Consider the following 13,387-nt stretch of genomic DNA (forward strand, 5'->3'; position numbering starts at 1 on the left):
ATTTAAGTGGCTCGGCCATGCTTTCGCCAACGGCTTTATATCCGGCGAAGTGAATGACCGATTCACATTCGTGATCTTCAAGCGTTTTTTGAACAAGTTCAGGGTTACGTATATCACCCTCGATAAAAACAGGTTCTTGCTGGAAAAGCTGATTTAACCGGTCAAGCACTCCGGAGGACGAGTTGGAGAAATTATCCAGAATAACAGGTGTGTAACCGGCCTCTTTAAGCTCCACATAAGTATGTGAACCAATATAGCCGGCACCACCTGTTACAAGGATTTTTTTAGTCATCTTCAAGCGGTGCAATAATACCGCGTTTTGCCAAATCTGCGATGATGGCATCGGCAGATTGTTCAGCGGACAACTCGGTTGTATTTACGGTCATGTCTGCGTTCTCCGGCACTTCATAAGCAGAATCAATACCTGTGAAGTTTTTAATCTCACCGGCACGTGCCTTCTTGTAAAGCCCTTTTACATCGCGTTCTTCGGCCACGCTCAGAGGCGTGTCGACATATACCTCAATAAATTCGCCATCCTTGACCATATCACGCGCCATGCGGCGTTCGGCGACAAATGGCGAGATGAATGAAACAAGCGTTATCAATCCGGCATCAACCATGAGCGAAGACACTTCTGCGACGCGACGGATATTTTCAACACGGTCTGTGTCTGTAAAGCCGAGATCCTTGTTCAAGCCATGGCGGACATTATCGCCATCGAGCAGCATCGTATGATAACCGGCCGAAGTCAGCTTTTTCTCAAGAACATTCGCAATTGTCGATTTGCCGGAACCTGAAAGCCCAGTGAACCACAATACACATGGCTTTTGGCCTTTTAGACCAGCACGTGCTTCTTTGTTCACTTCTGTTGCCTGCCAATGGACATTGGACGAGCGGCGAAGAGCGAAATTGAGCATGCCCATACCGACGGTGGCATTGGACAATTTGTCAATCAGAATAAACCCGCCCGTTTCACGGTTCGCGCTATATGGATCAAAAGCAATATTCCGGTCCAGCGAGATATTACAGATGCCGATTTCATTGAGTGCAAGATTTCGCGTTGCCTCGTGCGCCATCGTGTTGACGTCGATCTTATATTTAGGAGTCGCCAGTGTTGCCTGCGCGTTCGTGGCGCCGCACTTCATGATGTAGGTACGGCCGGGGAACATTTTTTCATCCGACATCCAGATGAGCTTGGCTTCGAACTGGTTACCTATTTCAGCAGGTTCGCCTGCCTTACAAATCAAATCACCGCGTGAAATGTCGATCTCATCATTAAGCGTCAATGTGATGGACTGACCGGCAACCGCTTCTTCCAGTTCGCCATCCATAGTGACGATTGATTTGACTGTGCTTTCCTTGGCCGATGGCAAAACCTTGATCCTATCACCGGCTTTAATCGTGCCGCCTGCAATCTGGCCGGCAAAACCACGGAAGTCCAAATTCGGACGGTTTACCCATTGTACAGGTAACCTGAACGGCAAAGCCTGATCAACAGCATCAATGGCTACATCTTCAAGATGCTGCATTAGGGTTGGACCGGAATACCAGCTCAGATTTTCACCGCGCTCAACAACATTATCACCGGCAAGCGCCGACATTGGTATCGTCGTGATGTTGAAATCGGCATCCAACGTTTCGGCAAACTCACGGTAAGCCACATCAATGTCATTGAATGTCTGTTGGTCGTAATCCACCAAATCCATCTTATTGACCGCAAGAACCACGTTACGAATGCCTACACTGGAGGCAATAAATGAATGGCGGCGTGTCTGGGTTAGAATGCCTTTTCGGGCATCAATAAGAATGATCGCAAGATCGGCCGTCGACGCGCCCGTTGCCATGTTGCGGGTATATTGCTCATGGCCCGGTGTATCGGCGACAATGAACTTGCGTTTTTCAGTTGAGAAAAAGCGGTATGCAACGTCAATGGTAATGCCCTGCTCACGTTCAGAAGCAAGGCCATCCACAAGCAGCGCAAAGTCAATTTGATCGCCCTGTGTGCCTGACTTTTTTGAATCCGCTTCTAATGATGCAAGCTGGTCTTCAAAAATCATTTTGGATTCATAAAGCAACCGACCAATAAGTGTGGATTTTCCATCATCCACGCTGCCGCATGTTATAAATCGCAATAAAGATTTTTCTTCATGACTTTTCAGATATGCATGGATGTCTGAAGCGATGAGGTCTGATTGATGGGCCATTAGAAGTAGCCCTCCTGCTTTTTCTTCTCCATTGACGCGGACTGATCGTGATCGATCGCACGTCCTTGTCTTTCGGAGGTTGTTGTCAGCAACATTTCCTGAATAATCTCAGGCAATGTTGCAGCCTCGCTCTCTACCGCTCCTGTTAGAGGATAACAGCCGAGCGTTCTAAAGCGCACCATTTTCTCCTCAACAACTTCATTGTCGTTAATCGGCATTCTGTCGTCATCGACCATAATCAACATTCCATCGCGCTCGACCACAGGACGTTTTGCTGAGTAATAAAGCGGTACAATGTCGATATTTTCCAGATGGATATATTGCCAGATATCCAGCTCAGTCCAGTTGGACAATGGGAACACACGGATCGATTCACCTTGCGCTTTGCGCGCATTGTACATCTTCCATAATTCAGGGCGCTGGTTTTTCGGATCCCAACGATGATCCGCTGTACGGAATGAAAAGATCCGTTCTTTCGCACGGGACTTTTCTTCATCGCGCCGCGCACCGCCAAAAGCTGCATCGAACTTATAATGATCGAGCGCCTGTTTAAGCGCCTGCGTTTTCATAATATCGGTATGAACGGCCGAACCATGCGAAAAAGGACCAACCCCTTGTGCCAAGCCATCAGGATTGGTGTGCTTTAACAGCTTCATGCCGGTCTTCTCAGCGACCTTGTCGCGGAACTTGTACATTTCCTGGAATTTCCATGTCGTATCGACATGAAGCAGCGGGAATGGCGGACGCGACGGATAGAATGCTTTCAACGCCAAATGTAGCATCACAGCGGAGTCTTTACCGATGGAGTACAGCATAACCGGGTTTTCGACCTCGGCTACGACCTCACGCATGATATGGATGCTTTCAGCTTCCAAGCGCTGAAGGTGTGTCAGTGTTTTCATATCGGCCTACTGTTGATAAAAATAAATGAGTGTTGGAACGCTAAGACAGGCAACGCTTGGAAGCCTGCGGGCTGCACGCAATGAAATTAGGATTTCGAAATTCCGGCTTTCCATAACTAAAAGGCGTGCCGTCAATATTAAGAACATGTCCCCCTGCCGCAGACAATATGGCATGTCCGGCAGCGGTGTCCCACTCCATGGTCGGTCCAAACCGCGGATATATATCCGCCTCACCTGCCGCCAATACGCAGAATTTCAGTGAAGACCCAGCGCTTACACAGTCTGATATTCCGTTATCATCCAGAAAAGCTTGCGTATCAGGCGTATTATGTGACCTGCTGGCAACCGCAATCATGGCGTTTTCACCGCAATTACGCACTTTCAAGTTGGTACGTAAATTATCTTCATCCAGTTCGTAACAAGAACCATCGGTTTCAGCGATAAACAATCTGCCTTGTGCAGGCGCATATACAATGCCCGCTATCGGCACATTGTTTTCGATCAAACCAATATTGATTGTGAACTCGCCCGTCTTATTGATGAACTCTTTTGTACCGTCGATGGGGTCAACTAGAAAGAAGCGGCCATTTTTCACGTCCACATTGTGGGTGCTGGCCTGCTCTTCTGTGACGATCGGGCATTCAGGAAAGAGCCTAGCAAGTTCTTTTGTTAGAATTTCATCTACAGCCAAGTCGGCTTCAGTTACTGGAGAGGAATCGAGCTTTAAGACAACTTCGACGTCTCTAGCATAGATGTCCATAGCCTTTTGGCCGGCATCTCTGACGGCACCTATGAGGTCTTTCAAGCGCATCATGCAATATCTCGCATCTTTATAAATCCCAGTATAGCACGCAGCAAATGTCGGCTGTTTTCTTCACATAGAAGCCGCCGGATATCGCAATTGTTTTACCAGGTCTACAGCGTCAAAAAAATGAAAACGCAATTTTCTAAAGTCTCTTCTGAGACCATATGTTTTTTCTACTGGAGATAAAGTGGAGAGAAATTAATTTGGCTGGGCTTTCAGTCTAAAGCTAACCGATCTCAAGCAAAAATTTCCCTGAAAAAGGGTGCTTAGCAGGGTATTTCTAGTTAACAACAGGGAATCCTGATTGGTTAAGAATGAAATATCGCCTAATTTCAATTACTTATGATCAATTTCCCTAGTTTAGAAAACAGGGAAATTTACAAATTATACTGCGAATTTATCAAAGTTATCAGTGACTTTCCACTCGATTGCAGTCGTTTGATTTAATTTCAAATTTTCGTCACTAGCACCAATCAACCGTAAATATAATCACCTTTATTTTTAAGTATAAAATTAATGACAAAAGTTTTGTCCGGTGCTTGTGCTGGGGTGACGAAAGTTTTGTCCGGTGCCAAGGTAATTGCGACAAAAGTTTTGCGCTCTGTTAATAAGCATATTTTTATTTTATAAAACTTGATAAAATAAATTTTTAAGAAACTCCTAGACAATAAAATTTTATCTCTAGAAAATTACTTCAGATAAATTGCCATTTTGGTAATTCGGAATAGAAGGGAGCACTGTGATGTCAAGATTTTTGAATGACCGTAGTGAGCTGGCACGGGAGGTTAACCAGCTACCATTCATTGCAGACAATATTGAGTATATCGACCCGCATAAACTGGTCTCCAGCAACAGACCATTGCGGCACCATTCAACGGCAAAGCTAAACAAACTCGAAGCTAACTTGCTAGAATTTGGCTTTGTAGTTCCTCTCATTGTCGATCGCGATAATCGCGTAATAGCGGGCGAGGCTCGCCTAGCTCTATCTAAGACTTTGGCTATGCCGAAGGTGCCAGTTATCAAAGCGAAACACCTCAATCAGGCGCAAGCAAAAGCATTTCAAATTGCCGACAACAAGCTTGTCGAACTTTCTAGTTGGGATGAAGGTGCTCTGAAAATGGCCTTTGATGAGATCCTTACGTTTGATGATGCATTTGAATTAGAAATCACTGGCTTCGAAACAGCTCAAATCGACAAGATTTTCGAGATCGATCTAGACGAAGAACATATCGACAAATCGGATGAGGTGGTCGAAGCTCCAAAGCAAGGTGTTTCACTGCAAGGTGATCTTTGGCAGCTTGGCGAGCACATGTTGATGTGCGCAGATGCGACGGACCAATCTGCTATTCGCAGTTTACTAGCAGGCCAAACAATAGATTTAACTGTTACTGACCCGCCTTACAATGTGCCGATCAACGGTCATGTTCGTTCCAAATCTGCAACGAAGCATCGCGAGTTTGTAAAAGCTTCTGGAGAAATGACCGACGAAGATTTTCAGCAATTGCTCAGCAACAGCTTGAAACAGATACGTGAATTCTCGCGCGATGGGGCTATGGCGTATAGCTTCATGGACTGGAGAAGTATTGAGACGCTCCTGCGATGTGGACGCCAATTAGATTTAGAGCTGATCAATTTGGCAGTCTGGAATAAAACCAACGGTGGCATGGGCTCATTTTATCGCAGCCAGCATGAATTATGCGCGATTTTCAAAGTGGGATCAGTTGCTCATATCAATAACATCAAATTGGGCGCAACCGGTCGCTACAGAACCAATGTGTGGGACTATCCAGGGTTCAATAGCTTTGGAAGCAACCGCGATGAAGCGCTGAATGTCCATCCAACTGTTAAACCGGTCGCAATGATAACAGATATTATAAAAGATGCTTCTCAGCGAGGTGACATAATTTTTGATCCGTTTGGCGGCTCAGGTACGACAATTGTTGCAGCTCAAAAGTGTGGTCGGAAAGCACGTTTGATCGAATTGGACCCAATATATGTCGATACAATTATCAAACGCTTCCATGAGCTTTTCGCAATAGAAGCTATCCACGCAGAAACTGGACTTACTTGGTCACAAATGTCTGAACAACGCGCCCCAACAAATCAAGATGCAAACAAAGTCTCACGAAAAGTGCGTGCGAGACGCCGCCCTCCATGGAGCAACTAAAAATTTGACCATCGCCTTAACTGGAATTCAACTCAAACAAAATGGAAAGTACCAATGGCAAGTACTAAGAAAAAAACGAGTGAAGAAAGCACTGGCAAAAATGATATCGATCACCAACGGCGTGCGCGTCGTCGCCCACCGCCGGCAGGGAGAACAGCCAGGAAAGTGAAGCGGCGCCCTCCCCCAAAATCAACTACTAATCTGAAAGAAGTCAAAACTGTTGAAAACGAGCGATCAATCGATCGCGGCTCAGCATCCGTTTCGCGAAATTTAAAAGAGGTGGGAGAGACCGAGTATAAAATAGGATATGGAAAACCGCCTACTCACTCGCAGTTTAAGAAGGGGCAATCTGGAAATCCAAAAGGCAGGCCCAAAGGGAAAACTCTTTTTCGCACTGAGGTTCAAGAGATTGGCAGAAAAATGGCTACAGTTAGAACCAATGGAAAAACATCCAAAGTTCCTATGACCAGAGTAGTTTTGCAGACCGTTCTGCAACGTGCATTAGATGGTGACAAAACCTCTACGAAGCAGATTTTGGAGTTGTTTGACAAATATCTCGATGAACCGGGAGATGAGAAAAATGTCGCTGAGATCAGCCCAGCAGACAAAGCACTTATCGATGAGTATTTAGCCGAGATTACTTCTTTTAACGACAATGAAGAAGCCGGTAGCGACAAATAAATCAAGCGGTTTTTATCAAGCTATTTCAAACCCTAGTTAAATTAGGAGCTACGAAATATGGGATCCGATCAAACTATCGAGCAACTGTTAAAGCAAAGACCTGCTTTCAATCATCTTCTATCTACCCAATTTGACTTTTTTGTCATGAAAACATTTCAGCAGCTTAAGCAAAGCACCCCGCTTGAGAGAAATTGGTTGATTGGGACTATGGCATGGCATCTGAACGAAGTGTATTTGGGCAAACAACGACGCCTGATAATTAACGTGCCTCCACGTCATTTAAAATCAATATGCGCTTCAGTCGCATTTCCCGCATTCGTATTGGGAAATAATCCGTCCAAAACTTTCATCTTGGCGACCTACTCATACGATCTTGGTAAAAAAATGATGCGAGATCTACGGTCGGTAATGGAAAGCAATTGGTACCGCCAAGTATTTCCAAACACTGAGCTGCGTAAAAATACCGAGGCAGAATTCACGACTTCCAAGCATGGCGGTGTTAATATGACATCCGTAAATGGAACCCTAACGGGAAGAGGCGCGGATTTTATCATCGTGGACGATCCCATTAAAGCCGCAGAGATCCAATCAACAGCGGAAAGAAATCGTGCGAATGAATGGTTTCAATCGACATTATTCACGCGTTTGGACGACAAGCAAAAGGGCAGTATTATCCTTGCCATGCAACGTCTCCATGAAGATGATGTGACTGGCTATCTGACCGATGACACTACCCACAAATGGACAATTCTTAAAGTTCCTGCAATCGCCACAGAAGATCAGTCCTACCCAATATTAAACCGTGGAAATTTTTGCACCTTTAATCGCAAGGTTGGGAGCGTGATTAGCCACAAGCGGGAAAACTTGGAAACTGTTCAACGAACCCGTCAGGAAATTGGATCACTTAATTTTGAAGCTCAGTACCAGCAAGAACCAATCTCTCATGACGGGAATCTAGTACAACTGAATTGGTTTAAATCATACACATCCTGCGAAAAGCGAGAACACTTTGATGCTGTGGTTGCGAGCTGGGATACAGCTTCAGCCTCAGGCGCCAACAACGATTACACAGTCGGAACGATCTGGGGCATTAAAGATAAATATTATTATCTTTTGGACCTTTACCGGCTCAAAGCAACATATCCGGGTATAAAAGCCAGGATCACGGAAACTCAAAGATTGTGGAACGTCAACGTAACTTTGTTGGAAAAGGCAGATAGCGGTCGCAATCTATATGCAGATCTTCGGCGCATTGGCGAAAGTCAATATCGAGCAATCACACCGAGGGGAAGCAAAGAGGATCGCTTAGCTGCCTGTAGTGCTTTAATTGAGGAAGGTCGCGTATTTCTGCCGGATGAAGCAGACTGGAAGTCTACCCTTATTCACGAGCTATTAAGTTTTCCCAATACCCGGTACGATGATCAGGTCGATAGTGTAACGTTATTCTTGAACTACATGCGGAATAGTAGGAACCAACACCGGTTCAGTGGTCATCGTGGCCGGCCAATCCGTGAACGCAGACAATTCGTAAATCGACGGTGACTAATTCCGCTATCAAACTCCACCTTCGACAAACATTTCGGTTGTTGATTTGCGCAGCAGCAACATAGCTTTTTGAAGTGATTTTTCTAGCCAATCTCTAACTGCGACCTTAAGGGACAATTCAACGATACTCTGTCCACGGCCAAAGATGTGATCGCTTTTTGTGAAAGATATTTTTTCAAGCCGATCATCTACGCACATTTCTGTTCTTTTCTTTACAAACATTTGACTTCCACAGCGATCAGAGCATCAGTGAAAGCATCAGCTTAGGAGTTAAAAACGATGCAATATCAAGCTTTTAGGAATCAAAAAGGCACCAACGAAACCAACATATTTACTTCGCGCTCTGAAAATCAAATACATCTCACAACACGTTATAATAATGAGTGTGACACTGAAACGCCTTCAGTCCAAACCAAAGAATTGACCAATCAATCCATTATAATGCCGACACGTTTCGGATTCATGACTGCTAGGATCAAGTCACATTTGAATTTGTAAATGGTATCTCAAGAAGAGCAACGAGTATGAGTAAATTAAAATCTAATAAACTGGATTTACTGCGTATCGAATATCGGGATTTGACTGGTTTTGCCGCTCCGAAGAACTTTCGCACAGAGCTACTAAAAAAACTTCTCGTTTGGCACAAGGCATGTGTCGCACGCGGCACGCCATCATCAGAAGCATTCTTTTACAGATCAGGGATGATAGTCCAGATTGATACAAGCACAGAAACCAATGGAGATACGTATATTCGCGAGCATAAAGGACGCACCCATATTGTTCGCAAGATCGGGCCAGGCGAATTTGTTTACAATGGCCGCCAGTTCACAAGCTTAACAGCAGTTGCAAGACGCATAACCGGAGCTCATCAATCAGGCCCAAGATTTTTTGGGGTAAAAAGATGATCAACTGCGCAATCTACACTCGCAAATCGACCGAGGAAGGGTTGGACTTAGCTTACAACTCTCTTCATGCACAATTCGACGCATGCTTGGCATATATTAAATCGCAAAAGCAAGCAGGCTGGATTTACGATGATGCACATTTCGAAGACTCAGCCAGATCAGGGAGTTCTCTGGATCGCCCTGCCCTCAAACGACTATTGAAAGAAGTTGAAAACGGCAACATCCAAATGATTGTTATTCATAAGATTGACCGGTTAACCCGATCTTTGAGTGACTTTTGCCGTCTTGCAGAAATATTTGAAAGCAAAGGCGTCCATTTCGTTTGCGTAACGCAACACCTCGATACTTCTTCCTCAGTAGGTCGGCTAAGCCTAAATATGCTTCTCTCATTTGCACAATTTGAACGAGAGATCGCTAGTGACCGCATGAAAGACAAAATAAGGGCATCCCGTCGTAAAGGGCGCTGGACCGGAGGACGTGTTCCACTGGGCTATCGAGCGCAAAATGGTGAGTTGTTAATCGATCAAGACACTGCCCCAGCAATTAAAGTGCTTTTTGCAACCTACATTAAAGACAAATCTGTTTCAGCACTTCGACGGAAATGGAAGGCTGGTTTGTTAGCAGACCAAAGCAGCTACCTTAAAATCTCGAATGTGCCATCGCGCGGCGCCCTCTACTCTATTTTGAAGAACCCCATCTACGCCGGAAAGATACGCTGTGGCGATTCACTCGTGAGAGGAAAACACTCAGCATTAATTGAAGAAAGGATATGGGTTTGCGCGCAGCGTGAGCTTTCAAAACAATCCCATCAACGAAAAGTGGGCGGCAAGGCAGCGTCGCATTTGCTTGGCAAAATCACTGGCAATAATGGCGAGAAAATCACGCGCAGCCACACCAAACATAGAAATGGACAACGTTACAGCTATTATGTTTGTTCGATGTCCACTCGTGGGGAGAATGTCAAAGCAAACTATCGAATAGGTGAAAAACGCTTACATGACCTAGTCGCAAACGCAATCAGAAATCATATTTCCCACATTGAGCGAAAGATTGCGCTCGTCGAAGTGTTAAACCTCTCGGCGGAGCAAGCCGATAAGCTCAATGAAATTGCGCGAGTGGACAATGCGGCAGCTTGGCTGTCAGTGTGCCTGAATTCGGTTGAACGACTGACCTTAAAACCAGCGTCTATTGCAATTCAATATGACGCTGGAAAGTTATTGAGGAGATTGGACGAGAGCTTTCTACAAACAAAAGGAAGCTGCGTACTTAGAACCCAAGTAGAAACCGTAACATTATCTCAGAACGCGCGATCCACCCGCTCGATCATTCGCTCAAACAGCAACTCAGTGCTAGATGAAAGAGATTTAGGACGAAAATGGTTATCTATGCTCGCTTCTTCACATGCAAGCATGCATGAAATTGCTCAAGAGTATGGTGTCGCGAAATCGACTGTAAGCAGAAAAATTAGTGAGGCGTTGGAGGTAGGTTAGCCAGCGAAATCCTATTGTGGATTGAATTTTCTTAGCTATTTTTTTCTAAGCTAATTTAATTGGTATTAACGCCAGCTCGATATTCTGCATGATGGTTTCATCAGGCGTTGGCAGGTCAATGGGCGTACCCACTTTGACGAATACCGCCCCCATTCCAACGAGGATAGTCCAACAAAATAAAATATCTCAGTACCGCGACGAACAGCTTGGAACTCCAACGAAACAATTCTTATGAATTGCGCACAATGCCTCCAGTTCAAGGTAGCTTACCGCATAGGCCTATCCTAGTTGGTGCATACACCTTATACTGTTGGCATTAGAATTTGAAATATAAGAACATTTATGGCAAATAGCCCTTTCTTCTGTTGTCGCGATTTCAATGCGACAGACCATTCGGGCGGCCCAAAGCACTAGGCGAGATTATGAATTTTTTACCCCCGGTCTCGCAGAGTAAAGTCAATGTAATCGCACTGATCATAATGTATGCGGTATTGGGCGTAGTTGGCAGCGCGTATTCAGTTATTGTTATCGGCGCTTGCCTTTATACTTTAGCTCGACTTCCCTACAATTTAAATTTAATACAGGTTCCTCCCGCCTATAAAATTATCTCAGTACTAGGGCTTTTATACTATGTATCCGGCGCTCTTATCGTGATGCGCAATACGGGTGATGCCAAGTTGCTAGTAGAGCGCCTGCCGTTTTTGTTTTTCTTGCCGGTTCTGATGCAGCTCTCATTAACAGATGGTTTTGAACTAGCGCGCGCGCTCAAAAAAGGCTGCCTTCTAGCGGGAATTGCGATAGGAGCATGGCTGCTTGTCAACTTTTACAATGGTGGCGGACGCGCAAGTGGCGGATCAGGCAATCCTGGACCTTTTGCGACTACTTGTGTTTTTGTGGCCAGCGTTAATTTTGCTGCGTTTTTTGAAGAATCTAATTCGAAGCGTAATCTATTCTTGTTATCTGGCGTTTTAGCTCTTGCCGGCATAATGGCATCCGGTATGCGACTATTTCTACCGATACTATTCCTTGCGCCCTTGGTGTTTGCTATAGTCTACCGAAAATCTCTGTTTGGTGATAAGTCACGCTACAAAATAGTGCTTTTCCTCGTTGGCGCAACGATCGCCATTTTTATTACTCTGTTTTTCTTCTCTGACCGATTTGTTCAGCTCTATCAAAATATTCAGGCCAGTGGGTTTGCGCCTAACGCTTCGACATCGCTAGGTCACCGAATCGCTATGTGGACATGCGCCGCTGAAACCCTTCCCCAAAACTGGCTTCTGGGGTTAGGCCTGCAGGACTCGATGAGCTTTATGAAAACCTGTTCGCTCAATTTGATGGGGCGTGGAATCGCCTATTCACACTTTCATAATTTCGCAGTGACAGCATTGATGCAAGGTGGCATAATCGAACTCTTCGCTGTAAGCCTGCTTGTCTTTGTGCCTATAATTTATGTTGTCCGCGTTTTTCTTACGCAAATCATCGATGATACGCGCCGGTTTGCGTTGTGCGTGTGGACCTTTATGTTCAGCGCTTTCCTTATGCAGGGATTAATCAATTCCCTATTCGGCCACGATATTCACGACACGCTTTTTATCCATTCAATATGTGTTTTGGTGGCAATCATTTTCGGGCCACGAGAGGAAAATGAGAATAAAAATGGCTAAACGCCTCTTTGATTGCGTCTGTGCTCTTATAGGACTAACCTTGCTTTCGCCTATATTAGTATTGTTATACTTTATTCTGTTCTTATCGAGCGGTCACCCCGTTATTTTTTCACAGCTCCGAGTCGGACGGAATAAAAAATTGTTTAAATGTCACAAGTTTAGGACGATGAAAATTGGAGCGCCTAACGTTGCAACTCACGAAATTAGTGAGAACGTAATCACACCGATCGGTCATACCCTACGCCGCTATAAAATTGATGAAATACCACAATTATGGAATGTGCTGGTGGGCGACATGAGTCTGGTTGGTCCACGCCCTTGCCTACCAAATCAAGATGAGCTTATTTGCGAGCGTGACAAACGACAGGTATTTTCTATTAGTCCCGGAATTACAGGATTAGCACAGGTTCGAGGTGTTGATATGATTGATCCCAGCAAGTTGGCCGATATCGATCAATTCTATATAAGCCGGCAGTCCTTAGTTTTTGATTTCAAAATCATTTTTAACACACTAATTCGACGATGAACGTCACGATCTGCTATTGACCCATTTCCCCTCCAATTCATCGGGGTGTCCGTTGGTTTGTTTTTGATCTTATGCAGCTTGTTTTTGCATTCTCATTTTCGTCGCGTATTCTTGCGCGTGAGATTGCTCAATAATGAGTTTTGTTAGTTATGGTTGTAAGTCCGCCTTCCATTCGGCGATGTGATGACGGTCATGGCTGAGCGATGAAAACAATGCGCCTTTTTTCACGCTGATCAAGAAAAAAGCAATATTGCTTTTTGATTTTATTGTTCAACGTAAACGCGCCTTAGGTTCTGTAGCCGTTCGGATTTTGCGACTGCCATCGCCAGGTATCAATGCACATGTCCTCAAGCGTTTTGCTTGCTTTCCAGTTGATGAGCGCCTCGGCTTTTGACGCATCGGCATAACATGACGCAATATCGCCCAGTCGGCGCGCCGTAATTTCATAAGGCACTTTTTGACCGCTTGCACTTTCAAACGCGCTCACCATCTCAAGAA

12 protein-coding genes and 1 pseudogene are annotated in these 13,387 nt (G+C 45.0%); 7 read left to right on the forward strand and 6 right to left on the reverse strand.

The genetic code is table 11. The annotated features are described in order from the left end of the window. The 4 genes from SU32_RS16690 to cysQ all read right to left on the reverse strand — a co-directional run. Positions 1-292, reverse strand: a 292-nt coding sequence (locus tag SU32_RS16690; RefSeq protein WP_144421189.1) for a GDP-mannose 4,6-dehydratase, incomplete at its 3' end; no start/stop codon positions are given. Beyond that, the gene (gene cysN, locus SU32_RS16695) at positions 285-2,204 is read right to left on the reverse strand and encodes a sulfate adenylyltransferase subunit CysN (protein WP_054000519.1); all 1,920 of its coding nucleotides are present in this window, start codon (positions 2,202-2,204) and stop codon (positions 285-287) included. The genes SU32_RS16690 and cysN, both read right to left, overlap by 8 nt. Then, positions 2,204-3,106 (reverse strand): sulfate adenylyltransferase subunit CysD, encoded by a 903-nt coding sequence (gene cysD, locus SU32_RS16700; RefSeq protein ID WP_054000520.1) that lies wholly within the window; start codon positions 3,104-3,106, stop codon positions 2,204-2,206. The genes cysN and cysD overlap by 1 nt, the downstream gene beginning before the upstream one ends. Before the next feature lie 40 nt (positions 3,107-3,146). Next, a complete protein-coding gene (gene cysQ / locus SU32_RS16705; RefSeq protein WP_211097803.1) occupies positions 3,147-3,920 on the reverse strand; it encodes a 3'(2'),5'-bisphosphate nucleotidase CysQ in 774 nt (257 codons plus the stop codon). A 733-nt stretch (positions 3,921-4,653) separates the two neighbouring features. Here cysQ and SU32_RS16715 point away from each other — a divergent pair. From SU32_RS16715 to terL, 3 genes are read left to right on the forward strand one after another with little or no spacing between them, the layout of a single operon-like run. Further along, positions 4,654-6,078, forward strand: coding sequence for a site-specific DNA-methyltransferase (locus SU32_RS16715; protein ID WP_054000522.1), 1,425 nt, complete (start codon positions 4,654-4,656; stop codon positions 6,076-6,078). Positions 6,079-6,132: 54 nt separating this feature from the next. Then, positions 6,133-6,759, forward strand: a complete 627-nt coding sequence (locus SU32_RS16720) for a DUF5681 domain-containing protein (protein WP_054000523.1) — start codon at positions 6,133-6,135, stop codon at positions 6,757-6,759. 57 nt (positions 6,760-6,816) lie between these two features. Beyond that, complete coding sequence (gene terL / locus SU32_RS16725) at positions 6,817-8,301, forward strand: phage terminase large subunit (protein WP_054000524.1); 1,485 nt, start codon at positions 6,817-6,819, stop codon at positions 8,299-8,301. Positions 8,302-8,313: 12 nt separating this feature from the next. Here the strand turns inward: terL and SU32_RS16730 are convergent, their stop codons facing one another. Beyond that, positions 8,314-8,526, reverse strand: a complete 213-nt coding sequence (locus SU32_RS16730; protein WP_054000525.1) for a hypothetical protein — start codon at positions 8,524-8,526, stop codon at positions 8,314-8,316. A 302-nt stretch (positions 8,527-8,828) separates the two neighbouring features. Here SU32_RS16730 and SU32_RS16735 point away from each other — a divergent pair, with 302 nt between their 5' ends. From SU32_RS16735 to SU32_RS16750, 4 genes are all read left to right on the forward strand, one after another. Beyond that, the gene (locus SU32_RS16735) at positions 8,829-9,209 is read left to right on the forward strand and encodes a DUF2924 domain-containing protein (RefSeq protein ID WP_054000526.1); all 381 of its coding nucleotides are present in this window, start codon (positions 8,829-8,831) and stop codon (positions 9,207-9,209) included. Continuing rightward, positions 9,206-10,699, forward strand: coding sequence for a recombinase family protein (locus tag SU32_RS16740; protein WP_054000527.1), 1,494 nt, complete (start codon positions 9,206-9,208; stop codon positions 10,697-10,699). The genes SU32_RS16735 and SU32_RS16740 overlap by 4 nt, the downstream gene beginning before the upstream one ends. Positions 10,700-11,121: 422 nt before the next feature. Next, positions 11,122-12,363, forward strand: coding sequence for an O-antigen ligase family protein (locus SU32_RS16745; RefSeq protein WP_082376863.1), 1,242 nt, complete (start codon positions 11,122-11,124; stop codon positions 12,361-12,363). After that, the gene (locus SU32_RS16750) at positions 12,356-12,889 is read left to right on the forward strand and encodes a sugar transferase (protein ID WP_201454989.1); all 534 of its coding nucleotides are present in this window, start codon (positions 12,356-12,358) and stop codon (positions 12,887-12,889) included. The genes SU32_RS16745 and SU32_RS16750 overlap by 8 nt, the downstream gene beginning before the upstream one ends. Before the next feature lie 286 nt (positions 12,890-13,175). Here the strand turns inward: SU32_RS16750 and SU32_RS16755 are convergent. Beyond that, a pseudogene (locus SU32_RS16755) lies at positions 13,176-13,387 on the reverse strand (UDP-glucose 4-epimerase); the annotation flags it as partial.

The sequence above is a fragment of the Ahrensia marina genome (assembly GCF_001293565.1).
Taxonomy (GTDB): domain Bacteria; phylum Pseudomonadota; class Alphaproteobacteria; order Rhizobiales; family Rhizobiaceae; genus Ahrensia; species Ahrensia marina.